Raw genomic sequence first — 24,710 nt, 5'->3', positions numbered from 1 at the left:
TATATCACTAAATTTCTTCATAAAGGTACAAAATTCCTTTAAATATATTAATCTTCAAAAACATAAAGTAAACAAAAAAAGAGAAGCAAATTGTTCCCTTTTTTGATTCAATTAATTGAATCGTACATCAATCCATCTAGGTTTTATATTTGAGTATAATTTACTTAAGTCATTAAAAGTTCCATGATTTCTCCGTTGCTCACTAATATTTCGCTTCAGCAAATTCATATTGGCATAAATCTGTTGATATTTCTCGTTTTCATAGTCTGTTAATGGTTCCTTATTCTCCACTTTATAAGCCAAATCTCTCATAAAGAAATAATAATCTTCTACCTTATAGGTTAATTCAAAGAAATTTCTATCTTCCTTACTAAATAAAGTAATACAAATGCCATAAAATTGAGCAAGGTCATTACTATTACTAATGATCAATTGATTCCGATATTCCGCAGTTTTAGGATTATTTTTTTTATTATTAAAACTACCTAATGTATTGGAAAAAGAACTCTCAATTGTTTGGATTGGAATTGAATTTTTTCTGATCGTATGAATTTGAACTTTTAAATAATAAATATATGAACAACTTAAAAGAAATAGTATGGTCACTATTATTTTATATTGAAGTCTCATAATTAGATCCCCTTTTTGGAGTAGCAACAAAATTTACGAAAACTACCATGTAATAAAATAATTATAGTAACAAATAGATGTTTTTTAGTATTGGGAAAATTTTTATTATTAAAAGTAGTTTGAATTATACGGTCTACTGGTGGATAATTAAATGGAAATAATTGGGAATCATAATCCTATTGAACTGACTTTTAATAATTTGGAGAGAGAGAGAAATGAATTATGGTAAGATGATCTATTATCATCGAAAGCAAAAGGGCTGGAGTCAAGCGCAACTTTGCAAAGATATTTGTTCAGTTACGCATCTCAGTAAAATAGAAAATGGTTCTAAAGAAGTGCATTTTGATTTAATAGAGGAATTGTTACAAAAATTAAACGTTTCAATTGAATTAGAAGAAGAAAAGTTAGAGGAACTAAAAATAATTATTGAAGATATTGCTGATTCTATACAAAGGAAAAATTACACTTTGGGTAGACAATTACTTCGAACAATAGAAAAGTACTCGACTTATTTAAAACACACGGAATACGTTTTCTTATATGGATTAACTAAAGCTTGGTTTTATATACAAACAGAAAACTTTAAAATGGTAGATAAATTACTAGAAAAGCTGGAAAAATTAAATAAAAAATTTTCCCAATATGAAAGATGTTTATATTACTTTATAATTGCATTGTATCGCTTTCACCAAAACTCTATTTATGAAGCTTGGGATTATTTAGAGAAAATAAGTGAATGTAAAGACTCTCAAATTTCCAATGAAAAGCTAACAGAGTATTATTTCTATAGAGCATTAATAAGTGCTCAATTAAAAAGAAACGGATTATCTATTCACTATTCCTATAAGGCTCTTTCAGTATTTGAAAAACAACATAATTTTAAGAGAATTTTAGATACTGAAATACTACTTGCGATTGAATTAATAAAGACTGGTGACTTAAAAAGATCTGAGTCATTATTACATAGCGTATATAAGAATGCTATTTTATTTAAGGATAAAATCATCCAAAAATCAGCGTTACATAATTTAGGTTACTTATACTTTCAAAAAAACGAATTTGAAATGGCGAATGAATATTATTTCAAAGCTTTAAAATTAGTTGAAAAAAATTCAAGTAGTTATTTGAGTTTAATAACGAATATTATTCAAAACCTTATATTTTTAGGGGAATTAGTAGAGGCGAAAGAGCTTTCTAGAGCTACTCTTACAGAAATGACCAACAATGATAACTCTGAATATATAAAAATCTATTGTCTTTATTTAGAATCATGTGGAGATGAAAATGAGTATATGAATTACTTGGACAAAGTAGTAATTCCAAGAATGATTCTAGATAATAACTTTAAGAAAATTATTGAGTACAAAGAAAGACTAGCAAAGTATTTAATTAATATTGGAAGCTTTGAAGAAGCAACAATGCATTTATTAGATTGTAATCTATTAATGAAACAATAGGGATAAATATTGTTAATAACATAAATTAAACTATAAAGCTGACTATTTAAAGAAAGTTAATAGTTTAATAATGTTTATATATTTGGATATAAAGAATCCTATTTTTGTAAGACTAATAGTAAGTAACCCCCAGGAACAACAGGTAACCCACGTGATGAATTGTGGTATTTGATTGTTCCTTTCCTCTTTTAAATATAGAAGTTTTTTTATTTTAAAGAATGGAATAGTTATTAGATTTAGAGGATGTTTATTCTGATCAATGGAAGTTTGACCCGAAATAATATTGTTAGAATCATTTTCAAGCAATCTCTTGTTAAAAAGTATAAATGGAAGGATGCTTTAAATGAATCTAGTTGATTTTCGTCCGAAAAAACGCTCGAAATTCAGGATACAATTAGGGAAAGTTTTTTATAGAAGTAAAAGATTTTTAAAATGGTATTTTGATGGGGAAAAATATGTGAAAAAGAAGAGCGTTGAAAAATTACCCTTCCAAGTATTTTCTCATCAAACGCCGTTATTACGTCAATTAAAAAATGTGGACATGTGGTATCAGCATAATAAAGTGATCAATTTGAAAATTGCTGTTCAAAAATTAAACTGTTTAACAATTGAACCTGGTGAAACATTTTCATATTGGCGTTGTATTGGGAAACCTACTAAAAGAAAAGGCTATGTTGAAGGAATGGTTCTCCACTATGGAGAATTTAAAGCTGGTATTGGGGGAGGACTTTGTCAGTTATCTAATCTAATTTATTGGATGACAATTCACACACCACTTACAGTAACTGAACGGTATAGACATAGCTTTGATGTTTTTCCAGATAGTAATCGAACCCAGCCATTTGGCAGCGGTGCAACATGTTCTTATAACTATCTTGATTTACAAGTTAAAAATAATACGAACGATACTTATCAATTATTTTTAACCGTAACTGACACGCACCTGGTTGGAGAATGGCGATGCAGTCAACGACCATTGAACAATTATGAGGTTTACGAAGCAACACATAAAATAGAAATGGCCTATTGGGGTAATTATATTCGTTATAATACAATTCATCGCCGTGTGTATAATGCGCAATCTATCGAAATTGATGATGAGTTTCTTACAGAAAACTATGCAATTATGATGTATGAGCCGATGTTAGAAAGTAAGTCATAGTAGGTTGGAAAAGGGAAGGAGCTGATCAGCTCCTTTTTAGCTCTAGAAGGAAAAATAACTTATATAACCGAATAGGTATGTATAAAAAATAGAAAAGGTGAAAAATGCACTTATGTCAAATGATAGCCAGCAATTACAAAATAGCAACTAAACTAAATAATATTGAAGGCTGTTATTTCTAACAAATTTGAGACTGTTTTCCAGTCTTTTTTTTTGCTCTTTTCTAATAGATTGTGCTTTTGAGATTTTTAATTTTAAAGGCAGAAGTTGATTCGAGCTGAAGGTGCGACACTCCTGTGGGACTAGCGGGAAGGCTGAGACCCCGCAGGAGCGATAGCGACAAGGAGGCTCAGCTCACGCCCCACGGAAAGGGAGCATCCTGGAGTTGTAATCAACTAACATATTCTAAAATAGTAACAATTTTTTATTTAAACAAAGGTATTTCACAAATCTCTCACATTTATTGTATATAGTAGGAAAGTATTTATGATAATTATTTCAAGTATTGGGAAATTGGAAAATAATATCAATTAGAGTGGGAATAATATTACTTCAATGTTTTGTATAAATGTTGTTTGGATTTAAGGAGTTTAACATGTATCGTATTTTAAGAATTGTTCATCGAGTAACAGGGTTAATAGGAGCAATTATAGTATTGATAATGGCAATTTCAGGTTTATTATTAAATCATCGTTCATTGATTGGTTACAATTCAGATGCAGAAATGAAATTACAAAATTTTATTTTTGGACTTCATTCAGGTACAGTAGGCAATGTATCTATTGTATGGGTAACTGATTTTGGAGCTATTTGTATGATTGTTTTAAGCATTAGTGGGATTTGGATGTGGGTTAATACAAGAATGACTAAACATAATCAACTAAAAAGGAGAAAAAATTACCATGAATAAAAAAATCGTCGCAGCAATTGGAGCAGTTTTAGTACTAGGATTAGCAGGATGTGGTAATGCAGAAAAAAAAGATACTTCGAATAAAACATCAATGAATAATATGAAAATGGATCATAACAAAATGGGTGAATCTCATACAGCTTTAACGAAAGCATTTCAAGATGAATTAAATGGATTTACAAAAATTGAACAAGATGTAAAGAACAAAAATTTTGGAGATGCTACAACGATTGCGGACAATTTGCACAATGAGTTTCACGCTGCTATTCTCCCACCGTTAAAGGATAAGAAAGGCACAGCTTATGCTGAAGAGATTCATGGTAAATATGATGAATTACAAGATGCGATTAAATCAAAAAATCCAACCAAAATTGCTGAGCTGATTAAAGTGAATCGTGATAATCTGCACACAGTTGCGAATATTTTAGGTGTATCAATAAAGTAATAAATTTAGTTTCTTAAACCTCACAATTGTGAGGTTTTTTTGTGCTAAAAAATTATAGGAACTGTTTAATCAGCTCTAAGATTAATAGTAGAAGGCATCAGTTTATTAGTTAGCGAAATTACATTGTGATAATTAATTAGTTTTATTCAATTCAATTGCACTTTAAATGTTAGTATATCTTAGTTTGACAATAAGCTAGATAAATTGGTCAAAAAGTAGATAAAAGAAATATGATTAACACCTGCTAATGAAAAATGATAGTAGGAGTTAACTTGTTTTGAAATAATGAATAAATAAGTGGTGCATTTTTTTATCTTTTAAATAATATATAAGATAAAGTAAGTTAAGTTAAAATAAGCTTTTGTTTTACAAAAAATAAAAAGCTTAGGAGGTAAATTGAGTATGGGGGTTGGATTGCAATTTGTTTTATACATGATTATTTCATCAGTAATATCCTTCCTACTATATAAAATAGGAGTGGCACATTCGATTTTTCTAGCTGCTTTGATTATGATCATATCCTCGATATTCGCTGTAAAATTGACAGGGATTTTTTATAATAAAAAGTTAATGAAGAAAAAGTATTAATTTAAATGCTTATATAATAGCGATTTTTGAAGAGTTGAAAGTAATCAGCTCTTTTTGTTTTTTTTTCTAAAAGGAAACTAGTAGATCAACTTGAATTTACATATAGTTAGAAAATTGAAAATGATTTAAAATAAATTTTAAAGTGTTTTCGAAATACGAAAAAGATAAAGAAGTTAAGGTGAAAAAGTTAAGTTTTCATCTCAAATACAATGATTTGGAGTGTCGTTTATGAATCTAAAAATAAAAGAAATGAATTTAACTAAGTTAGAAATTGATGATATTCCTGGACTAATTGAATTAACAGCTTCAATGGGATGGGATTATGATACAGATGAACTAAAAACAATCATGTCTTCTGGTATAATTTATGGGCACAAAAATGAGGATGGAAAAATCATTTCTAGTGCGGCAATTGTTGAATATGATTCAAAGCTTGCATGGATTGGGATAGTTAGTGTTAATGAAGAATATAGAGGATTAGGGTTGGGAAGAATTGTAACTCAAAAATGTATCGAATCAGTTTCAAACAATGTGACTTCTATGTTGATTGCAACAGAAGAGGGTAAACCAATGTATGAAAAGATGGGGTTTGTTACAAGAGATTGTATTCATAAATTTCTTTGTGATCAGTATGTTTTTAAGGGAACTGTTAACGTTTCTAATTATTCAATCATGCCAATGGAAAAGAAAGATCTAACTCAAGTCTTAAAGATAGATAAAGATGCATTTGGTGTGGACAGAAAAAATCTTCTTATTAATAGAATTGCCCAATCAAAAGATTCATTAGTTGTTAAAAATATTGACGGCGAGATAATAGGGTATGGTTTAACTGTTTTAGGACCTGTTAATTTAATTCTGGGACCTATCGTTGCTAATAATCCAGAAACAGCGACTTTAATCCTTAACCATCTAATTAAAAGTTATGAAGGTAAGTATAGAATTGACGTTCCTTCAGGGAATGAAAAGTTTATGTCCTATTTAAAAGAGCGTGGTTTTGTTCAAGTAAGCCAACCTCCTATTATGATTAATAACTCAATGCAATTACCTCCAAGGAATAACACGTATTTTGGAATCGTAGCTCAGGCTTTTGGATAAGATGTAAAAAATAAAGAACCTCCTATTTTATTAGAAGGTTCTTTATTTTTTACTCACCGAGTTCAGCAAATTTTTTAATACGTCCACCAATTTGGTCACGTACTTCTTGGAAAACAGACCATTCTTGACCAGCTGGATCATCAAAACCCCAGTAAACACGTTTTACATGTGATGGTGTTACAGGACAAACATCATTCGCATGACCACATAATGTAACAACTAAATCTGCATTATTTAGGATTTCATTATCAATTATATCTGAAGTCTGATTGCGAATATCAATACCTACCTCATCCATTGCTTTGATTGCATTAGGATTTACTCCATGTGCTTCTATTCCAGCGGAAAGAACATTCCATTCATTTTCTAAGTATTTTTTTCCCCATGCTTCAGCCATTTGGCTACGGCAAGAGTTACCTGTACATAAAAAGTAGATTGTTTTCTTTACCATATTAAGTACCCTCTATTCTTGAATGATTTTATAGACATAAGTTGCTACAATCGCCCCTAATGTTGTTGCGATTAAATAAATCCATAAAGTAGATACGTTTCCTGAAACAATTGCAGGTGCTAAAGAACGTGCAGGATTCATAGAAGCCCCGGTGATTGGACCACCAAACATCGCCTCTAATCCAACTGTTGCACCAATTGCTATAGCTGCAAAAGAAGTATTAGCTTTTTTATGAAGAGCGGATGATAAAATCACCATGACTAACAAAAATGTTAATAAAAATTCCATAATAAATGCCTGTTGTGAGCTACCTCTAGGTAAAGTTGCTCCTAAATTTGCTACATTTCCAAATAAATATTCGATTGTAATACTTGCTAATAAGGCACTACTACACTGGATTAAAATGTAGTTCAAAGCAGACTTACTATCAATTTTCTTTAAAAGCAAGAAACTGATTGTTACAGCTGGATTAAAATGTGCACCGGAAACATGTCCAAATGCGAATATTAATGCACCTACTACTAAACCAAAGGTTAGTGAAACTCCTACATGTGTAAGCTCACCTGTTAGCTTATCAATTACTATTGCACCTGTTCCAGCAAATACTAAAAAGTATGTACCTAGAAACTCTGCAGTAAGTTGTTTCTTCATTAAATTATTTCTCCCTTTTTCATAGCTATCTTGTTAATTACAACATTTCTGTCTTACAGGACTATTTTTAATTAACTTATCAATGAGTTCAGTTTGAGTTGGTGTGTGTTCTAAAATATTTGAAATTAAAGGATAGAACTCCGACTGTTTATTTATTGAATAATAAACCCATTGTCCTTTTTTAGTTTCCTTCACAATTCCACCGTCTTTTAGTTTTCGTAAATGTTGACTAATGGAAGGTTGGCTCATATCAAACGCTTCAACAAATTCGCATACACAACATTCTTGTTGAACTAAAATTGCAATCATTGTTAATCGAGTCTTATCGCTTAATAATTTCAATACATTTGAAACATCTTCAATTAGTAATGATGAAGTAAACATTAAAATCCTCCGTTCAAAAAGTCTATAACATATAATTAATCGTTTATATAAGTATATACTTATATTAATCTGTATAGTTATAATTATCAATTGAAAATAGTTGCATTTTGTAAATAATTAGGTGGTTTGAAGTAATGGAAAGTTTTATTTTTTAGTTTATTATCAATCATAAATATACCTATTAATATTTTATTATTCTAATTGAAAGTGTTTTCTTAAAATAATATAATGTGAAAGATTCCAAAATTTTACATAATAAAAATCGACAACTAAGAAAGGAATATGAAAAATTTGTAAAATTTATAGGCAATACTTTAATCAACCAACTAAGAAATCACAGATTGTGAATGGGCAAGGAGCAATAAAGATGAAAAAATTAATAAAAGTAGTTACTATTGGAGCATTATCAGTAGGATTGTTAACAGGAATTACTACATCAAAAGCTGAAGCAAGTACAACTAATGTAAAAATAAAAGCTGGTACTGAATTCTCATTATCTCCAAATGGCAAATTTCTACAAGTTCAAGATTCTACTGGAAAAACAATAAATGCCAAAACATTGGATACACAAACAGCCGAATATGATGATGCTACTAATATGTTAAATGGTAACAGCTATGAGACAAGATACATTGACTACGACCCAGTATACAATTTTACTGTTTCATCTAATGCCCAAGCATTTACAGCACCATCTACAAAAAAAGCTCTAACTGGCTTTACCAGTAAAGGTAAAAAGATCAATATTCAAGCTATTAAAAATACTAAGTTATCTAAAGTTAATTCCCAATGGTTCAAAGGTATAATCATATATACTGATTATAAAAAATCAGGTAAAAAATGGGTAAAGCAAACTAAATCGTCAACAGTTTACATTACTTCTAACAAAGTTAAAATACAGACTACTTGGATTAAGCTGACTAAAAAAGTGGAAGATTATGTTTGGTTCAAAACATGGACATTATCTGGAGCTACTTTAGAAGAATACAAGAATGTGCAAATAGGTATGAGTTATGCCCAAGTAATTGCGATCTTCGGTATACATGGTACCTTAGATTCAAGTTCTAGCTATACAGATTCAGACAACATCACTACAACTTACGAGACCTATACATTTGATGCACCTTGGGGAGATAACTATGCATCACTTGACTTTGAGAACGGAATACTAACTAACAAGTATGAAATGGGTTTAAAATAAATACAGAATTATATTTATATATCCAAAGTGTAGAAAGACTGTCTTATTAGATAGTCTTTTTTTAGTTTTTAATATTAACAATTTACGAGGAGTTGAAAATCAGCTTCTTTTTCTTTTTAAAAGGATTTAATAAGTAAAATATAGAAATAGTATAAATAATATTTTGCAGAAATTTGTAGATTTCAAGTGTAAACATAGCCCCTACACAATTGTGCACGAAATGTCGGATAGATACATTTAACTCCTGCTATTCTTAAGATAAAGGAGGTCATATGATGGATTTGCTTAAGAACATGAATGGGGCAATAAAGTATATTGAAGAAAACCTCACTAACGAAATTGACTACAAAGAAGTAGCAAGAATTGCTTTTTGCTCTGAATATCATTTTAAAAGAATGTTTTCCTTCCTTGCTGGTATTTCATTATCGGAATACATCCGCCGCAGACGACTTACTTTAGCTGGATTTGAGTTGAAAGATAGCAACATAAAGGTTATTGACCTTGCGATAAAATATGGATATAACTCACCAGATTCCTTCACACGAGCATTTCAAAATTTGCACGGTATAACACCGACAGAAGCGAGAAATAGCTTCCTTCCACTTAAAGCATATCCAAGAATGACCTTCCAGTTAACAATTAAAGGAGGAAGTGAAATGAACTATCGAATTGAAGAAAAAGAGGCATTTCGCATTGTTGGGATTAAGAAAAGAGTTCCTATTATTTTCAATGGGGTTAATCCAGAGATTGCGTCTATGTGGCAAAGTTTAGATAGTGAGAAAAGAAATGAACTTAAAAACCTTTCTAATGTTGAGCCTTTTGGTCTCCTAAATGTATCCACGAACTTTTCTGAAGGTAGGATGGAGGAAAAAGGAGAGTTAGATCATTATATTGGTGTAGCAACAACTAAGGAGTGTCCAGAGTATCTAACACAACTTGAAGTTCCTGCGTCATCTTGGGCAGTGTTCGAAGCAATCGGAGCGTTCCCAAGTGCGCTACAAAATGTATGGGGACGTATTTATTCAGAATGGTTTCCATCCTCTAACTATGAACAAACAGAAGGTCCAGAGATCTTGTGGTGTGAAGAAAAAGATATAATCTCACCAACTTTTAAAAGTGAAATATGGATACCGATTTTGAAAAAGAAAAATTAAGTAAGAGATTACTAGAATCGGTGGAGCTGTTTCGGCAGCTCTTTTTAAGGTGAAATTGAGGAGGATAGACAGTGCTTGTAGGGCTTATACAAGATTGGAAGAAATACTGGATTAATGAAAAATTCATCGGAATAGGTTCAACAAGAAAGGTATATCGTTATGGTGATTTCGTAATAAAAGCGAATCTTAATGATATAGGGTATTCTCAATCATTAAAAAACAACAAATCTATGAATATATGAAATCTAAAGGATATGGTCACATATTTGCACCGGTTTATTTTGTTGATGAAGAAATATGCATTCAAAAATATTTTGATGCAGTACCTCTGTTTGATCACTTAACATTTAACGTAAAAGAACGAGAGGCTAGAATGCGGTAAAGAATAGGACACTGTATGTGCCCTATCATTTCCACTAAGTTCATATTAAGAATGTCATTTTTTCTAGTTTGTAATTTCTTCACGAAGAGTTTCTAAATATGCTTCTTTATCATCCCGGTAAAACAAATTGTACGTATCAAATGGAATCATTTTATCGTCAGTTGTCACAAAGTGAACACATGATTTTTTGACACTACGTACATCTAAATCATAATTGTCTTGGAATTTCATGATGAGAACACGGAATACATTTTCATATCCCATACCATTCGGTAAGATTACTTTCGGAAGACAACATAATAAGTCTTTTAAACCTTTGAAGCCACTTTCTGGTGAATGGTTTAAACTAAACAATTTAAAGACTTTGTTTCGAAGTGCTTCGTCACTTTCAAATACAATTGTGTTACGTTCACCTTCTAATAAAATATTTTTGTCAATGACACTTGTTAAGGGCGTGATTTTTCCACCTAATTTTAACGCATATCCCATTGCCAAACTATCAGGGTGACAAGGAACAGGAATGATATCGTCGCTTGAGAAAAATTCACTTTGATGAATAATTTCTTGACGAACTTCGCTAAGTGTTAAGCGTTCAGTAGAAGGGTCGTAATTTTTAGTTCGACCAGCGTGTTGAATGGGTTGAAAAGTTACACCGCGAACACATTTTTGCTCTGTTCCCCATTTAATGATTTTACCGATTTCATGATCATTCAATCCCTTTTTTAGAACAGCAACAAGGGTAGTACTTATGTTGTATTTGTTTAAATGGTCAATCGCTTTTTGTCTAACCTCTCGTAAGTCTTGACCGCGTAGTTCTAATAATGTTTCTTTTTCAAAACTGTCAAATTGAAGATAAATTTCAAAACCTGGTTTATACGTTGCAAGTTTTTTTACAAAGGCTTCATCATTTGCTATACGAAGTCCGTTGGTGTTAATCATTAAATGTTTGATACTTCGTTTTTTTGCTTCGTCCAAAATCTCAAAAAACTGAGGGTGGATCGTTGGTTCACCACCTGAAATTTGAACAACATCTGCTTCTTTTTCATTTTTGATGATCGTATCAAACATTTTTTTAATCGTCTCGAGGTCTTTCCATGTTGTACGTTTAGGAGAACTATCAGCATAACAAATTGGACACTGTAAGTTACAAACGTCTGTAATTTCAAGGATACTTAAACAACTATGTTGTTCATGATCCGGACAGAGACCACAATCGTACGGACAACCATATTTGATTGGGGTGTTCCATCTATGCGGCATTTCGCTTGGTTTGATGAACTGACGACACAATTCGTAATACGGAACATCTGTTGAAATTAAAACTTTTTCCATTCCATGGTGTTTACAACGTTTTAACATGTAGACACATTCATTTTCGATAATAATTTTTGCTTCAACTTTACGCAAACATTTACTGCAGACAGATAGCGTAAAATCAGTGTATGTATACGGGCGATTCGGCATATTTCATTCTCCTTTTCACAATAAAATAAATTGAATAATAGAGCAATCCGAGAACACAGGTCCACTGGATACTGCTTAATCCGAGATATGGTTTAATCGTTGGTTTTAGAAATTCGATACCAAATCGATACAGAAAATACGATGTACAAAATAAAGCAAACTGAAATCCCTCATATGGTTTTTGGTGCGTAAAGATCCGTATCACTGTCACGATAACCAATAAAAAAGCGATATCATAAAGGGATGTAGGGTGACGTTTTACACCATCACCAACATCAATGCCAAAAATGAAAGACGTCGGGTTTCCATATGTATCATCTTGTAATCCTGTTAAGAAACAACCGATCCGGCCTATGCACATAGCAACAGCTAGTGGAATAACCATGTCGTCTCCTGTGGATTTTGTATGACCAGCAACTTTCTTTCCAGTTTCTACGCCCAAAATTCCACCAAAAAGCCCACCGACAATCGTTTTTCCTTGAAAAATACCTACAAAACCGTACGTTTCTATGCTATGGGTTAGCTTTGAAATATCTTGTAGTGAAGCAACTAATGCACTACCAATAAATGAACCTAAAATAGCACCGATTAAGATATAGACCGTCTTTTCTTCGCTAATTGTTGTTTTACGTCTGAATCGTAAATAAATTCGAAAGCCAATAAAAAAAGCTAAACTTTCGAAAAAACGATGTGGATGAAGGTGAAGACCGAAAATAGGAATCATTACAGGTGTGTGGATACAATCACATCCTTATAAAGTAATTGAATTATGAAACTTTTCTATAAACTATGATACTATTTTTCTGAATATTATACTATCATAGGATAAAGTAGGCTTTATAACTTGAGAGGAGATGAACGGATGGTTACTCCAACAAAACATCAACCGATTGCAGATTTTTTTCTTGGTCTCATACTCGGAATCATATCATTGTTAAGTGTATTATTTCTGTCATTATTCGCAGTACTAGTTCCAATTGTAATAGGGATACTTGTATGGGTTCAAACTGGGAGAAAGTTTTTTGCGCTAGGTTTTTTTCTATCATTACCAATCGCCATATTCATTCTTTTTCTGATTTGTGGTGCTATGACCTTCAATTAAACAAAATATATTTTAAAGCTTTTTTACTAAACTTGACATTGGACTATATAAAAAGATGAACGAGAATGCATAAAAGATTGTTAGTTCAATAGGTTTAGCGTTTTTATTCGAAACACTATTAAAGCACAATATGAACGTTTAAAAACGATAGGAGACTATGTTATGAACAAAATTGGACAATTAGAAGTTTTAAACTTAAAAGATTTAATTAAAGACAAAAACGAGTACACAAATTTTATTGTCAGTAAAGTAAATGATCATGCACTTAGGATTGCTGTAATTGACGGAGAATTTCATTGGCATAAACATGATGAATGTGATGAATTGTTTTATGTCTTAGAAGGTGGGCTTTTTATAGATTTAGAAGATCGGACTGTTTCGTTGAAGCCTGGTGAAATTTTTACAATACCTGCAAATACAATGCATCGTACTCGTTCTAAAGAACGCACGGTAAATTTATGTTTTGAAAAAGCGGTAAATGATGTAATCGGAAGTAATTGATTCGACTTGAATATCTAATAAATACATATTTCTAAAATAATAACGATTAATAAAAGGAGAGATTAAATGTTTGAGAATCAAGGAGATTTAATATTTAGGATAGGTCCATATTTCATTGGGATTATCTTTGTGATTATTTTGGGAACAATACTTACAATGATTATTAAGGGTATTTCTACATGGAACAAAAATAATCACCAACCTAGAATAAATACGAAAGCAAAAGTTGTAACAAAAAGAACAAGTACTAGTGGTGGAGGAGAAACTAATGTTTATCATCAATATTTTGTTACGTTCGAATTTGATAGTGGTGACAGAGTAGAATTTCAAGTAACAGGGCAAGAATATGGGCAGCTTGTAGAAGGAGATAATGGAGAGTTGGAGTTTCAAGGCACAAGGTATCTAGGTTATACCCGAACTAAACATCCAAATATTCTAAATTGAAATTTTAAAAGTGAAAGAATATTGTATAGTCTGTAGGTATTCTGTAAATCATTTTTATTAGCCTAGCCGTTATATATGGAGGACTTACAATGACCACTTTTGTTACAATTCTTTGTGGTATATTAGGTATAGTTGGTTTCCTTTCAATAAATGCATTTTTCTATTACAGTGAAAAAAATGAAAAGAAATTAAGGAACGGCAAATAAATTAATAAGTAATTTATTGAAAAAGGAGAAACCCGTCAGTTTCTCCTTTTTCAATCATTTTATATTTTAATAATTTAAAAGAAAGTTCCCCAAAGAAGATAAACGTTTAATACGATAATTATCGCAGTTACAAACCATGCGAGCCATTTTATCCACGGTTTATTAACAAATTCACCCATTTTCTTTTTATCACTTGTAAACATGACAAGTGGAACAACTGCAAATGATAATTGTAAAGATAAGATAACCTGGCTAAGAATTAGCAATTGGCCAGTTCCTTTTTCACCATATATTAATGTGACAATAACTGCTGGAATGATTGCAATCAGACGAGTTATTAAGCGACGAACCCATGGTTTTAATCGAATATCTAAGAAACCTTCCATAACGATTTGACCCGCTAATGTTCCAGTTAATGTTGAATTTTGCCCTGAAGCTAATAATGCAACCCCAAATACAATTGCAGCAATTCCTGTTCCTAATAGAGGATCTAATAAATGATAGGCATCTTGGATTTCAGCAACATCCTTATGTCCACTAGTATGAAAAGCTGCTGCAGATAAGATTAATATTGCTGCATTTACAAACAATGCCATCATTAATGCAACAGTAGAATCAATAGTTGCAAATTTAATAGCTGATTTTTTTCCTTCAGCTGTTTCTCCATAATTTCTAGTCTGTACGATAGATGAGTGAAGATAGAGATTATGAGGCATTACCGTAGCTCCAATAATACCTAGAGAAATATACAACATTTTTGGATTAGAGATAATGCTAGAGTTAGGTACAAATCCAGATAATACCGCGCCCATATCTGGCTTAGATAAAATCATTTCGATTCCAAAACAGATAGCAATTGTTACAATTAAAGTAATTACAATCGCTTCGATATGACGAAATCCTTTATTTTGTAATAAAAGAACTAATAAAATATCGAATGCAGTGATACACACCCCATAAACTAATGGTATTCCAAACAATAAATTTAACGCAATTGCCGATCCAATTACCTCAGCCAAATCACATGCTGCGATTGCTAATTCACAGAGTATCCATAAGAAGAATGCTACACGTTTGCTATAATGATCCCGACAAGCTTGAGCTAAATCTCTACCTGTCACAATTCCTAATTTTGCAGCTAAAGCTTGAAGTAAAATGGCCATTAAATTTGAAACTAAGATAACAGAAAGTAATGTATAGCCAAAAGCAGACCCACCTGCTATTGAAGTAGCCCAGTTCCCGGGGTCCATATACCCAACTGCCACTAAATATCCTGGCCCCATAAAAGATAGTAATCTTCTAAAAAAGCTTCCTGTTTTTTTGACAGGAATACTTTTATTAACCTCATTTAAACTACTATTAGTTCGTTCTCTTTTCCAGCCTTGTTCCCCACCGTACTCAACTTTTTCAGCTTCCATTTTCACCACCCCGTTCTTCATGATTATTTTTTAATTTATTTATAATTAGTATATGTTTGCTTATTCAAAAAAAGTTACACTAGGCAATAAATGTTTCCTTAGGGAAACTTTTATTTTATAGTAATTCTTATTAACAAGAATGTCAATTATTTTCACTTGAATTGTTTGATAATTCGAAGGTGTAAGCGTTTGAGGTGTTGTGGTGTAACTCATATTCTTATAAAAATTCCCTTCAGTTCAAAACTGAAGGGACATCATATTAATTATGAAAGGATTATAGTTAAAGAGTTTTCTTATTTTTCTCTCGATACCTTTTTACTTTGGCAATCGTCCCACAGGCTCTACCTTTAGGATTTCCTGCATACATGCCACACCATCGTTTGCTTCCATTCTTTGAATAATCATAAAAAACCCATTTGCAGTCTGGGCAAGCTTTAAGTCGATGCCATTGATTTAATCCAATGCTTTCTACAATAATTTGAAGCATTTCATAAATGATATCATGTTCTTTCACTGGTGCATATTGGAGCATATTTTGATTTGAAATTACAACGTGAAGAGGCTTTTTTAGTAACCATACATTTAATAATTCTAGTTCACCATGTTCAATTGATTTTCTAATATCATTACGAAATTGAAAAAGTTCATCTAAATTTGCACTATTAAAATCAATAGAAGAGAAATTTTCCTTAATAAATATTGTTAGATATTTTTCGTCTTTTAACTGATCGATTGGTTCCCTAGTGTCATTTGGTATTTCCCAAGTGTTTAAAAAGGTACGGATAATCTCCAACCTTCCTGGTGCTAATTGATTATGTTCCATGTTAACCACCTAACCGTTTTAGTCGTTGACATTATTATCTTACTATTGATATGATGATATTACAATTAGTAACCATCTAAAAAGATAAGTGGTTACATATTAGGGGTGGATATATTTGACGACATTAAAAATTCCTGTTTCGATCAAAATCTTACTTACAGCAGTTTTATTTATGAATACAGGAAGTTTTATGATTATGCCTTTCTTGGCTATTTATTTATCAGAAAATCTTCATTTTTCTTCTTTAGAAATAGGAACGGTTTTAACAACAATTTTGATTTCACAGCGCGGATTACCACTTATTACAGGATTTATTGGCGATCATGGAAGTCATACTGTACATATTGTTTTAGGAGTTATAATAAGAGGATTAGGTTTTTGTTTATTTATAGTTGCAAAAAAGTTTGAGTTTGTAGTGTTTTCAGCTTTCTTTATAGGACTTGTAGGAGCATTGTTTGATCCTTCAGTAACTGCCTTCTTTGCTTCTCAAGAGGAAAATGTAAGAAAAAAAACATTTACTTATTTTAATCAAGTTTTAAACACAGGAGTTATCATAGGACCATTAATAGGAGCAAGTCTCGTAAAATTAGGTCCAATATATCCTTTTTCCATTGCAGGTATTAGCATGCTAGTGTTAGCATGTGCGGTTTATATGTATCGAAATCAATATCCAGCAACAATCAAAGACAATAAAAAGATCTTGGATAGTGTAAAATATACATTTTCCAATAAACATTTTTTAGCTTTTATAAGTGTCATGATTTTATTTTGGATCATGTTTGCACAATTGAATATTTCGTTTCCACTGAAAGCCTATGCTTTAACTAAAAATAAAGAATTAGTAAGCTCTATATTTATTGCTAATGGAATTACAGGACTACTATTTATGTTTTTCTTACGTGGGTTATTTATCAAGTTGAATCCAATTATAATGGTAAAAATAGGTGTTTTGATTATGGGGTTTGCCATTGCTATGATTCCTATTATTCCATCAATCTATTGGGTTCTATGTTGTGTGTGTCTTTATACATTAGGTGAAACAATGGTTTTACCAGCAGGAGAAATGGCAGTAGCACAATTTAGTACGAACAAACCTGCTGGCTTATTTTTTGGAATGTTTCAAACTTCTTGGGCACTGGGAGGCTCAATAGGGAATTATTTTGGTGCTTGGCTAAGTAAATTTCATTATGCAGTTTGGCCATGGCTTATCTATTTTGTAATAGGTGTTATTGCTTTTGTGATATTTCATTCTATTCAAAAAAAGATGGAAGCGGAAAATGAAACATTACAAATACAATCTCATCAAAAATTGTGGGAAAATCAGTAGAGAGGTGTGTTAAAAGGAACACCATTTTAAATGATTTATTAAAGTTGAAAGTGATACTTTATTATTTCAATGTACTCGAAAAAAATTTTAATTGGCTATTAACCGAATTGAACATATCCTGAGAATTTTTATTCTCAGACTAAATTTGATTGAATGATAAATTTTCCTTTACCGGGTTAATCAGTTATTCATTTAGAGTTTAGAAGTGTTTGTTTGACAATTTGATAAATTTAAACTATTATCGCATTAGTTAATTAAAATATTCATTTTTTTCTTATCTAGAGAGGTGGAGGGACTGGCCCTTTGAAGCCTCGGCAGCAGGTTCTTATGAATACTGTGCCAATTCCAGCAAGCACATCGCTTGAAAGATGAGAAGAGAGTTAAAAACTCTTTTCTAAGGAGGAGAGTTTTTTTATTTATTCATAAATCCAACTTAATCCATAGGGAAACTGTGTAATTAGAATAGTCTATGAGAGAATAGAATTGAAATATGGTTTTTGTCTTAGACTTATTGTTATTACAATTTTCACCTCAACTAGAGGAAATGGAACGATTTTCAAAGCAGGTTATGCCATTAGTTGAACAAAAACGTAGTTTAATAAATAGCTAAAAAGGGGTCCGAAAAATGAGTAAAGTATATGTAATACATGAAAATAGTGAGTGGACAGTCCATCTAACGAATAGATTAGAGGAACTTGGTGTTCCTTATGAAGAATGGCATTTAGACGAAGGAACATTAGACTTATCGACAGAACCACCAGAAGGAATCTTCTATAGCCGAATGAGTGCTTCTTCTCATACACGTGATCATCGTTTTGCAGCTGAATTTACTGGGCAAATATTAGCTTGGCTAGAAGCACATGGCCGAACGGTGTTAAATGGAACGAACGCTCTAAAGCTAGAAGTTAGTAAGGTTTTACAATACTTAGAGTTAAACAAGTATGGTGTTAAGACTCCAAAAACGATTGCAGCGGTTGGAAAACAAAACATTATTAAGGCAGCCGAAGCATTTGCAGGACAGTCGTTTATTACGAAGCATAACCGTGCCGGTAAAGGCTTAGGTGTTCAATTATTCCATAGTATAGAAGCTTTAAAAGCTTATGTGGAAGGACCTACTTTCGAAGAACCAGTTGATGGCATTACCCTTATTCAAGAATACATTCAATCTCCTGAAAGCTACATAACTCGTTGTGAGTTTGTAGGAGGAAACTTTGTTTATGCTGTTAAGGTTGATACTTCAGACGGATTTGAACTTTGTCCAGCGGACGTATGCCAAATTGGCGATTTATTCTGTCCAGTAGGAGAAGAAGTAGAAGAGAAGCCTAAGTTCCAAATTATTGAAGGTTTCGAGGATGAAATTTTAGATAAATATAAAGAGGTTCTAGCTAGGAATAGTATTCAAGTTGCAGGAATCGAATTTATCAGAAATGCTGAAGGTGCAATTTTTACTTACGATATCAATACAAACACGAACTATAATTCTGATGCAGAAGCAAAAGCAAGAAAATACGGAATGCTTGAATTAGCTTTGTTTTTAAAGAAGACGTTAGAAGAAAAATAACCTACAACACCAACGGCTTAATTTGGTGAAGTAACGAAAACAATAATGGTAAAAATCAAAAAAGAATAAAAGCTATTAATTAACAAGGAATTTCGCTTTTGTAATATCCCCTTATAGTAGACAGTTAAAAAAAGGAATGTACCGTCAACTATAAGGGGATAATAACAGATTGAAGTTCCTTTTTATGTTGCCGTAAGCAACCTCAGATCTAATATTAGTAGCAATCTTAAGTACATATTTGACTTTTCCTTCTTCATTTTTTATTTTTATATAATTTAAATGATAAAAATTGAAATAAAATATCGAATATTAATTTTGTGTTTCATGAGATTTTCATTCTTTTGAATAAATTCATCTTTATCTTAAAATAATCTAAGATGAAAAAGTACTGATAATCTTTACGTTAGTGCTAGAATAGAGTTGAAGCGACTATGAAAGAGAGTGAAAGTAGTGAAAATCGGTTTTTTTGATTCAGGTATAGGTGGTTTAACTGTACTACATAAAGCATTAAAATTCTTACCAAATGAAGATTATATTTTCTATGCTGATACTATACATGTTCCTTATGGGGAAAAACCAAAGGAAGAGGTAAAACAATATATTTTTGATTCAATTGATTTTCTTGCAAAACAAGAAGTTAAAGCAGTTGTTATTGCATGTAATACAGCAACGAGTATAGCTGTAGATGATTTGCGTAAAAAGTACGATTTTCCTATTTTAGGGATTGAACCAGCTGTAAAACCGGCCGTACAAAGAAGTGAAGAGACACGAAAAAAAGTATTAGTTTTAGCAACAAGATTGACACTAAAGGAAGAAAAATTTCAAAATCTAGTAAAAAGTTTAGATAATGATGATATTGTTGAAAGCTTACCTCTTCCTGGTCTTGTTGAGTTTGCTGAGGAATCCGAATTTAGTGATGAGAAGGTTGTACCATATTTACGAGAGGCATTGTCTCAATTTGATTTAACGCAATTTGGTACTGTTGTTCTTGGATGTACTCATTTCCCATACTTTAAATCTTGTGTGAAGAAACTGTTTGCTGATGATGTTGAGATTATTGACGGAAGCATTGGAACTGCTAAAAATTTAAAGAGAATTTTAGAAGCAAAAAATCAGATTGATAACGGAACAGGAACTATTACATTCTTTGATTCTGGCCAAATGATTGAAGATCCTGAGACATTATCTAATTATAAAAAGTTACTCGGAATTTTAGATGACAATCTTTAATTCAGTAAGTGGTTTAGGTTATTTCTTTTAACTGAAAAAATATACAAAAATAATTTTATTTCAAAATCAAAGAGCTTTACTTTGATGGTTGTCGGGAGGAAGTTGCGAAAACTATTCGATCATAGATATTTAATTCTATCTTCCAAGAAGTTTTAACAGATAAGTATCTTAGGTGTAAAAAATCTTATTATATGTCTAGTTCAGTACATTTAATAGTTGTGCTCTTTTTTTATATTGTTGCTACAAGGTTTTGTAATATCAAAGACAGAAGTTGATTGGAATGGAAGGATGCCGGGCTTCTGTGGGAAATGCGGGAAGGCTGAGACCACGCAGGAGCATATGCGACGAGGAGGCTCAGCTCACGCCCCTAGGAAAGCGCGCATCCTGGAGTGGAAATCAATTTACACATACTGAAAGTCTGAAATTAGCAACTACAAATCCAAAAACAGGCAATTATTTTTGGTTCAAACTAGAATTCTTCATAGATGTGCGTGTTTCTTTAAATTGAAGAGAAATTAAATTATTTCAAGATAATAAAACGTGTGGATTGAAAAAGGAGTAATCATATGAATTTAGATCAATTAAAAGAAGAGCTAAACTCATTATCAAAAATCATCTATTTTGACCAAAATGACTATCTACGTGAAAAAACATCTAATCCTACTAAGCTAATGCAATTAATCCTTGATGCGGAAAAAGTAGTAATACAATTAAGTGAAGATGAATTAAAAAATCAAGATACTCTGTATTTTTTGTACGGAACATTAGGTAATCTTTATAGGATTTATGGGGAACCTGGAAATGCAATTTATTATTTGCAATTAGCTCTTGAGCAATCTGTAGTAAATAAAAATTCAAAACAAGAAATAGTGTCTCTCATTCGCTTGGGTGAAACTTTCAAGTATGATAATAAGCATAAAGAAGCATTGGATTTTTTTCAAAAAGCGTTACTGAAAAGTAGAAGTGTTGAAGAAAATTCTTACCTCGATTTTATTTATCAGCATCAAGGAAAGTGTTTTCTCGAAATGGGAAAAGTTGAAGAAGCGTTAAACTACTTAGAGCAGGCTTTAGAAATTAGAAAAATAAAAGGTGACGACTCTTTAATCCATTCAACAGAGCAAGCAATTGAGCTTAGAAAAAGGGTGTGATTTCCAATATTTTTCAATAGTTAATCATTAAAATTCAATATGGTGCATAAAAATAAAATGAAATAAAATTATTTACAAGTATCATTTTTGGGTTTATATTTATCTCAGACAATTTCATAAGTTTTAAAACTAGGGGTGTCCAAATAGTTGGGCTGAGAGAGAAACGCGATATAGTTTCTTAACCCTCAGGACCTGATCTGGTTCATACCAGCGTGGGGAAGTTAGAATTTACACTTTAATGACAGATGTTCATTATTGCATACATACTAACCGTAACCGGGTCTTTTTAAAAAGATCCGGTTTTTTTCATGCTCACATTGAATTAGATTCTGTCCTTCTAATCAATCTACTTAAGGGGAGAAGACAATCATGAATAACAAATCTGATTTAAATTTTTCAATTATGTCGAGTTTTTCTGGAAGTAAAAAGGTTTATGTTGAGGGGTCAAGACCTGATATTTTAGTTCCAATGCGTGAGATCGGGTTAAGTCCTTCAACAGGATCTTTTGGTGAAGAGGAAAATGCACCAGTACGTGTTTATGACACGAGCGGTGTATATACAGATGAAAATTGTTCAGTAGATATTCGAAAAGGATTAAGTGCCGTGCGACGCAATTGGGTTACGGAGCGTGAAGATGTTGAAGAGTATGAAGGTAGAGAAATAAAGCCTGAAGATAATGGTTATAAAAACAATGATCCACGTGATAATGTTGAAGTTTTTCCTGGCTTAACACGTAAACCATTACGTGCAAAACAAGGAGAAAATGTTACTCAAATGCATTATGCAAGAAAAGGCATTATTACTCCTGAAATGGAGTTTATTGCAATAAGAGAAAATGTTTCACCTGAATTAGTCCGAGATGAAGTAGCAAGAGGGCGTGCAGTAATTCCTGCCAATATTAATCATCCAGAAGCAGAGCCAATGATTATTGGACGTAATTTCCATGTGAAAATTAATGCGAATATCGGGAACTCAGCTGTAACTTCATCAATTGAAGAAGAAGTAGAAAAAATGACCTGGGCTACACGCTGGGGAGCAGATACAATGATGGACCTTTCTACTGGGAAAAATATCCATACTACACGCGAGTGGATTGTTCGAAATTCTCCAGTACCAGTAGGAACTGTACCGATTTATCAAGCATTAGAGAAAGTAAATGGAATCGCAGAAGACTTAACGTGGGAAGTGTTCCGAGATACATTAATTGAGCAGGCAGAACAAGGTGTCGATTACTTTACAATCCATGCTGGTGTACTTTTACGTTACATTCCATTAACTGCAAAACGTGTGACTGGAATTGTTTCTCGTGGTGGTTCAATTATGGCACAGTGGTGCCTTGCCCATCATAAAGAAAATTTCCTTTATACTCACTTCGAAGAAATTTGTGAGATTATGAAAGCTTATGATGTTTCATTTTCTTTAGGTGATGGTCTTCGTCCTGGTTCAATTGCAGATGCAAATGATGAAGCACAATTTGGAGAATTAGAGACATTAGGTGAATTAACAAAGATTGCTTGGAAACATGATGTGCAAGTAATGATCGAAGGACCTGGACACGTTCCAATGCACTTAATCAAAGAAAATATGGATAAACAATTGGAAATTTGTCACGAAGCACCATTTTATACACTTGGACCGCTAACGACAGATATCGCACCTGGTTATGATCATATTACATCTGCGATAGGTGCTGCTATGATCGGGTGGTTTGGTACAGCAATGCTTTGCTATGTAACGCCTAAAGAACATTTAGGTTTACCAAACAAAGAAGATGTTAGAGTAGGGGTTATTACGTATAAAATTGCGGCCCATGCTGCTGACTTAGCAAAAGGACATCCTGGTGCTCAAAAGCGAGATGACGCACTTTCAAAAGCTAGATTTGAATTCCGTTGGAGAGATCAATTCAACCTATCACTTGATCCTGAACGAGCAATTGAATACCATGATGAAACACTTCCAGCTGAAGGAGCTAAAACAGCACATTTCTGTTCAATGTGCGGTCCAAAATTCTGTAGTATGAGAATTTCACAGGATATTCGTGATTTAGCGAGGGATAAGGGTCTTGGTGTAGAAGATGTAATTGATCAAGGGTTGAAGGAAAAGGCAACGGAATTTATCACAAATGGCTCAGAATTATATAAATAATTTAATTCACTTTCAAACAGATTTAGAATATAGGCAAACGATCTCTAAATTGTTATTGGAAATGGAGAGATTAGGAGAGAATGTGAAACAGATACAAGGTAACTGTCAGCATGTTTTTTATGAAACCTCCACTTCTAATATAAGAGGATGTATTAAATGTTACTATAGTGAAGTTGTGAAAGTTAGATTTCCAGAATAGATAACATAATGGAAGGAAAGGAGAATTCGAATGGATCGGGTACTCCAAATAAAAGAAGAAATTAAACAGTTAGAAACTCAGCTTGATCAGTTAAAACTTGAGTTGACTGCAATCCAAAAAAATTGTGAACATACATTTAAAAGTAATCATTATGTTCAGGAATGTACAAAATGTCATATGATAGAAAGCCTAAATTGGTAGAAGCAAAAAAATAAACCTTCCTTTTTAAAGGAGGTTTATTTTTTTTTGATATTAATGCTCTAATAAACTATCTACTGAAACTTCTCTTTCATTCTCGCGATTATGAAGATCGCAAATTCTAGCTGTGTCTTTTTCATCGTCTACATGTTGAATATAAATATGTGTTCCATTATGTGTTACATTTGCCATTTCGGGTGATGCAGCAATTTCTTTTGCACGTTGTTTCTCCATTTAAAAGTCCTCCTTTAAATTGTGACGATAAAAGTATGTACGATTTAATTAAAAACTATTCATTTTTAAAAATTAGATTTACAGAATTTAAAATGCCGGATTATAAGTAAGTATGAATAATAAAGATGAATACTAGATACATTATGTTTATGTAATCATATTTCTTTTGATTTTTAACAGAAAAAAATACATCATGATAG

Annotated in this window: 26 protein-coding genes, 1 pseudogene and 2 riboswitches; of the genes and pseudogenes, 18 read left to right on the top strand and 9 right to left on the bottom strand. The window is 32.0% G+C overall.

What is annotated here, in order from left to right; translation table 11 throughout:
- Positions 1-111: 111 nt before the first annotated feature.
- Positions 112-630, bottom strand: coding sequence for a hypothetical protein (locus J5Y03_RS08950; RefSeq protein ID WP_209404754.1), 519 nt, complete (start codon positions 628-630; stop codon positions 112-114).
- A 215-nt stretch (positions 631-845) separates the two neighbouring features.
- Between J5Y03_RS08950 and J5Y03_RS08945 the strand changes: the two genes are divergently transcribed.
- The 5 genes from J5Y03_RS08945 to J5Y03_RS08925 all read left to right on the top strand — a co-directional run bounded on the left by J5Y03_RS08945 (position 846) and on the right by J5Y03_RS08925 (position 6,287).
- The gene (locus tag J5Y03_RS08945) at positions 846-2,087 is read left to right on the top strand and encodes a helix-turn-helix domain-containing protein (RefSeq protein WP_209404751.1); all 1,242 of its coding nucleotides are present in this window, start codon (positions 846-848) and stop codon (positions 2,085-2,087) included.
- Positions 2,088-2,430: 343 nt separating this feature from the next.
- Complete coding sequence (locus J5Y03_RS08940; protein WP_209404748.1) at positions 2,431-3,249, top strand: VanW family protein; 819 nt, start codon at positions 2,431-2,433, stop codon at positions 3,247-3,249.
- 595 nt (positions 3,250-3,844) lie between these two features.
- Positions 3,845-4,159 (top strand): hypothetical protein, encoded by a 315-nt coding sequence (locus J5Y03_RS08935; protein ID WP_209404746.1) that lies wholly within the window; start codon positions 3,845-3,847, stop codon positions 4,157-4,159.
- Positions 4,152-4,604, top strand: coding sequence for a hypothetical protein (locus J5Y03_RS08930; RefSeq protein ID WP_209404743.1), 453 nt, complete (start codon positions 4,152-4,154; stop codon positions 4,602-4,604). Before J5Y03_RS08935 ends, J5Y03_RS08930 begins: the two co-directional genes overlap by 8 nt.
- Before the next feature lie 816 nt (positions 4,605-5,420).
- Positions 5,421-6,287 carry a GNAT family N-acetyltransferase gene (locus J5Y03_RS08925; protein ID WP_245208832.1) on the top strand — a complete coding sequence of 289 codons (867 nt, stop codon included), beginning with the start codon at positions 5,421-5,423 and terminating at the stop codon, positions 6,285-6,287.
- Between the two features lie 49 nt (positions 6,288-6,336).
- Here the strand turns inward: J5Y03_RS08925 and arsC are convergent, their stop codons facing one another.
- The 3 genes from arsC to J5Y03_RS08910 are packed head-to-tail and all read right to left on the bottom strand — an operon-like array spanning position 6,337 to position 7,773.
- Positions 6,337-6,738: an arsenate reductase (thioredoxin) gene (gene arsC, locus J5Y03_RS08920; RefSeq protein WP_209404741.1), complete on the bottom strand. Its 402-nt coding sequence runs from the start codon at positions 6,736-6,738 to the stop codon at positions 6,337-6,339.
- Between the two features lie 12 nt (positions 6,739-6,750).
- On the bottom strand, positions 6,751-7,389 hold the full coding sequence (locus tag J5Y03_RS08915; RefSeq protein ID WP_209404739.1) for an MIP/aquaporin family protein: 639 nt from the start codon (positions 7,387-7,389) through the stop codon (positions 6,751-6,753).
- 33 nt (positions 7,390-7,422) lie between these two features.
- Positions 7,423-7,773, bottom strand: coding sequence for an ArsR/SmtB family transcription factor (locus J5Y03_RS08910; RefSeq protein WP_209404737.1), 351 nt, complete (start codon positions 7,771-7,773; stop codon positions 7,423-7,425).
- Between the two features lie 367 nt (positions 7,774-8,140).
- Between J5Y03_RS08910 and J5Y03_RS08905 the strand changes: the two genes are divergently transcribed.
- From J5Y03_RS08905 to J5Y03_RS08895, 3 genes are all read left to right on the top strand, one after another.
- Positions 8,141-8,974, top strand: a complete 834-nt coding sequence (locus J5Y03_RS08905) for a hypothetical protein (protein WP_209404735.1) — start codon at positions 8,141-8,143, stop codon at positions 8,972-8,974.
- A 275-nt stretch (positions 8,975-9,249) separates the two neighbouring features.
- Complete coding sequence (locus J5Y03_RS08900; RefSeq protein ID WP_209404733.1) at positions 9,250-10,128, top strand: AraC family transcriptional regulator; 879 nt, start codon at positions 9,250-9,252, stop codon at positions 10,126-10,128.
- 71 nt (positions 10,129-10,199) lie between these two features.
- Complete coding sequence (locus tag J5Y03_RS08895; RefSeq protein WP_209404731.1) at positions 10,200-10,370, top strand: hypothetical protein; 171 nt, start codon at positions 10,200-10,202, stop codon at positions 10,368-10,370.
- A gap of 203 nt (positions 10,371-10,573) precedes the next feature.
- Here J5Y03_RS08895 and J5Y03_RS08890 read toward each other — a convergent pair whose 3' ends face one another.
- Together J5Y03_RS08890 and J5Y03_RS08885 are read right to left on the bottom strand one after the other, a co-directional pair.
- Entirely contained in the window at positions 10,574-11,974 is a 1,401-nt protein-coding gene (locus J5Y03_RS08890; protein ID WP_209404728.1) for a radical SAM protein, read from the bottom strand.
- Positions 11,946-12,698, bottom strand: coding sequence for a prolipoprotein diacylglyceryl transferase (locus J5Y03_RS08885; RefSeq protein WP_245208831.1), 753 nt, complete (start codon positions 12,696-12,698; stop codon positions 11,946-11,948). The genes J5Y03_RS08890 and J5Y03_RS08885 overlap by 29 nt, the downstream gene beginning before the upstream one ends.
- Positions 12,699-12,836: 138 nt before the next feature.
- Here J5Y03_RS08885 and J5Y03_RS08880 point away from each other — a divergent pair, with 138 nt between their 5' ends.
- The 3 genes from J5Y03_RS08880 to J5Y03_RS08870 all read left to right on the top strand — a co-directional run bounded on the left by J5Y03_RS08880 (position 12,837) and on the right by J5Y03_RS08870 (position 14,021).
- Positions 12,837-13,076, top strand: coding sequence for a hypothetical protein (locus J5Y03_RS08880; RefSeq protein ID WP_209404726.1), 240 nt, complete (start codon positions 12,837-12,839; stop codon positions 13,074-13,076).
- Between the two features lie 162 nt (positions 13,077-13,238).
- The gene (locus tag J5Y03_RS08875) at positions 13,239-13,577 is read left to right on the top strand and encodes a cupin domain-containing protein (protein ID WP_209404724.1); all 339 of its coding nucleotides are present in this window, start codon (positions 13,239-13,241) and stop codon (positions 13,575-13,577) included.
- A gap of 66 nt (positions 13,578-13,643) precedes the next feature.
- On the top strand, positions 13,644-14,021 hold the full coding sequence (locus tag J5Y03_RS08870; RefSeq protein ID WP_209404722.1) for a DUF2500 domain-containing protein: 378 nt from the start codon (positions 13,644-13,646) through the stop codon (positions 14,019-14,021).
- A gap of 280 nt (positions 14,022-14,301) precedes the next feature.
- Here J5Y03_RS08870 and J5Y03_RS08865 read toward each other — a convergent pair whose 3' ends face one another.
- Together J5Y03_RS08865 and J5Y03_RS08860 are read right to left on the bottom strand one after the other, a co-directional pair.
- Positions 14,302-15,645: an Nramp family divalent metal transporter gene (locus J5Y03_RS08865; RefSeq protein WP_245208830.1), complete on the bottom strand. Its 1,344-nt coding sequence runs from the start codon at positions 15,643-15,645 to the stop codon at positions 14,302-14,304.
- A gap of 280 nt (positions 15,646-15,925) precedes the next feature.
- Complete coding sequence (locus J5Y03_RS08860; RefSeq protein WP_209404717.1) at positions 15,926-16,468, bottom strand: CGNR zinc finger domain-containing protein; 543 nt, start codon at positions 16,466-16,468, stop codon at positions 15,926-15,928.
- 115 nt (positions 16,469-16,583) lie between these two features.
- On the opposite strand from J5Y03_RS08860, the gene J5Y03_RS08855 reads away from it, so the two are divergent.
- The 7 genes and pseudogenes from J5Y03_RS08855 (at position 16,584) to J5Y03_RS08830 (ending at position 24,279) form a co-directional block, all read left to right on the top strand.
- Positions 16,584-17,795, top strand: coding sequence for an MFS transporter (locus J5Y03_RS08855; protein ID WP_209404715.1), 1,212 nt, complete (start codon positions 16,584-16,586; stop codon positions 17,793-17,795).
- A gap of 271 nt (positions 17,796-18,066) precedes the next feature.
- Positions 18,067-18,170, top strand: a riboswitch (SAM riboswitch).
- Positions 18,171-18,297: 127 nt separating this feature from the next.
- Positions 18,298-18,405 (top strand): annotated as a pseudogene (locus tag J5Y03_RS19825) (LLM class flavin-dependent oxidoreductase); the annotation flags it as partial.
- A gap of 15 nt (positions 18,406-18,420) precedes the next feature.
- On the top strand, positions 18,421-19,356 hold the full coding sequence (locus J5Y03_RS08850) for an ATP-grasp domain-containing protein (protein ID WP_209404713.1): 936 nt from the start codon (positions 18,421-18,423) through the stop codon (positions 19,354-19,356).
- 450 nt (positions 19,357-19,806) lie between these two features.
- A complete protein-coding gene (gene murI, locus J5Y03_RS08845; RefSeq protein ID WP_209404711.1) occupies positions 19,807-20,586 on the top strand; it encodes a glutamate racemase in 780 nt (259 codons plus the stop codon).
- Positions 20,587-21,152: 566 nt separating this feature from the next.
- Positions 21,153-21,734 carry a tetratricopeptide repeat protein gene (locus tag J5Y03_RS08840; protein ID WP_209404709.1) on the top strand — a complete coding sequence of 194 codons (582 nt, stop codon included), beginning with the start codon at positions 21,153-21,155 and terminating at the stop codon, positions 21,732-21,734.
- Between the two features lie 121 nt (positions 21,735-21,855).
- A riboswitch (TPP riboswitch) is annotated at positions 21,856-21,970 on the top strand.
- 133 nt (positions 21,971-22,103) lie between these two features.
- Positions 22,104-23,879, top strand: a complete 1,776-nt coding sequence (thiC, locus tag J5Y03_RS08835; RefSeq protein ID WP_209404707.1) for a phosphomethylpyrimidine synthase ThiC — start codon at positions 22,104-22,106, stop codon at positions 23,877-23,879.
- A 229-nt stretch (positions 23,880-24,108) separates the two neighbouring features.
- A complete protein-coding gene (locus J5Y03_RS08830) occupies positions 24,109-24,279 on the top strand; it encodes a serine protease (RefSeq protein ID WP_209404705.1) in 171 nt (56 codons plus the stop codon).
- 51 nt (positions 24,280-24,330) lie between these two features.
- Here J5Y03_RS08830 and J5Y03_RS08825 read toward each other — a convergent pair whose 3' ends face one another.
- A complete protein-coding gene (locus J5Y03_RS08825) occupies positions 24,331-24,510 on the bottom strand; it encodes an H-type small acid-soluble spore protein (protein ID WP_209404703.1) in 180 nt (59 codons plus the stop codon).
- Between the last annotated feature and the right edge of the window lie 200 nt (positions 24,511-24,710).

The sequence above is a fragment of the Gottfriedia endophytica genome (assembly GCF_017814275.1).
Taxonomy (GTDB): Bacteria; Bacillota; Bacilli; order Bacillales; family Bacillaceae_G; genus Gottfriedia; species Gottfriedia endophytica.
This window is presented reverse-complemented; position numbering and strand designations above follow the sequence as displayed.

Coding starts and splice junctions, on each gene's coding strand:
- J5Y03_RS08950 (WP_209404754.1), bottom strand. CDS start 630: ATGAGACTTCAATATAAAATAATAGTGACCATACTATTTCTTTTAAGT.
- J5Y03_RS08945 (WP_209404751.1), top strand. CDS start 846: ATGAATTATGGTAAGATGATCTATTATCATCGAAAGCAAAAGGGCTGG.
- J5Y03_RS08940 (WP_209404748.1), top strand. CDS start 2,431: ATGAATCTAGTTGATTTTCGTCCGAAAAAACGCTCGAAATTCAGGATA.
- J5Y03_RS08935 (WP_209404746.1), top strand. CDS start 3,845: ATGTATCGTATTTTAAGAATTGTTCATCGAGTAACAGGGTTAATAGGA.
- J5Y03_RS08930 (WP_209404743.1), top strand. CDS start 4,152: ATGAATAAAAAAATCGTCGCAGCAATTGGAGCAGTTTTAGTACTAGGA.
- J5Y03_RS08925 (WP_245208832.1), top strand. CDS start 5,421: ATGAATCTAAAAATAAAAGAAATGAATTTAACTAAGTTAGAAATTGAT.
- arsC (WP_209404741.1), bottom strand. CDS start 6,738: ATGGTAAAGAAAACAATCTACTTTTTATGTACAGGTAACTCTTGCCGT.
- J5Y03_RS08915 (WP_209404739.1), bottom strand. CDS start 7,389: ATGAAGAAACAACTTACTGCAGAGTTTCTAGGTACATACTTTTTAGTA.
- J5Y03_RS08910 (WP_209404737.1), bottom strand. CDS start 7,773: ATGTTTACTTCATCATTACTAATTGAAGATGTTTCAAATGTATTGAAA.
- J5Y03_RS08905 (WP_209404735.1), top strand. CDS start 8,141: ATGAAAAAATTAATAAAAGTAGTTACTATTGGAGCATTATCAGTAGGA.
- J5Y03_RS08900 (WP_209404733.1), top strand. CDS start 9,250: ATGGATTTGCTTAAGAACATGAATGGGGCAATAAAGTATATTGAAGAA.
- J5Y03_RS08890 (WP_209404728.1), bottom strand. CDS start 11,974: ATGCCGAATCGCCCGTATACATACACTGATTTTACGCTATCTGTCTGC.
- J5Y03_RS08885 (WP_245208831.1), bottom strand. CDS start 12,698: ATGATTCCTATTTTCGGTCTTCACCTTCATCCACATCGTTTTTTCGAA.
- J5Y03_RS08880 (WP_209404726.1), top strand. CDS start 12,837: ATGGTTACTCCAACAAAACATCAACCGATTGCAGATTTTTTTCTTGGT.
- J5Y03_RS08875 (WP_209404724.1), top strand. CDS start 13,239: ATGAACAAAATTGGACAATTAGAAGTTTTAAACTTAAAAGATTTAATT.
- J5Y03_RS08870 (WP_209404722.1), top strand. CDS start 13,644: ATGTTTGAGAATCAAGGAGATTTAATATTTAGGATAGGTCCATATTTC.
- J5Y03_RS08865 (WP_245208830.1), bottom strand. CDS start 15,645: ATGGAAGCTGAAAAAGTTGAGTACGGTGGGGAACAAGGCTGGAAAAGA.
- J5Y03_RS08860 (WP_209404717.1), bottom strand. CDS start 16,468: ATGGAACATAATCAATTAGCACCAGGAAGGTTGGAGATTATCCGTACC.
- J5Y03_RS08850 (WP_209404713.1), top strand. CDS start 18,421: ATGAGTAAAGTATATGTAATACATGAAAATAGTGAGTGGACAGTCCAT.
- J5Y03_RS08840 (WP_209404709.1), top strand. CDS start 21,153: ATGAATTTAGATCAATTAAAAGAAGAGCTAAACTCATTATCAAAAATC.
- thiC (WP_209404707.1), top strand. CDS start 22,104: ATGAATAACAAATCTGATTTAAATTTTTCAATTATGTCGAGTTTTTCT.
- J5Y03_RS08830 (WP_209404705.1), top strand. CDS start 24,109: ATGGATCGGGTACTCCAAATAAAAGAAGAAATTAAACAGTTAGAAACT.
- J5Y03_RS08825 (WP_209404703.1), bottom strand. CDS start 24,510: ATGGAGAAACAACGTGCAAAAGAAATTGCTGCATCACCCGAAATGGCA.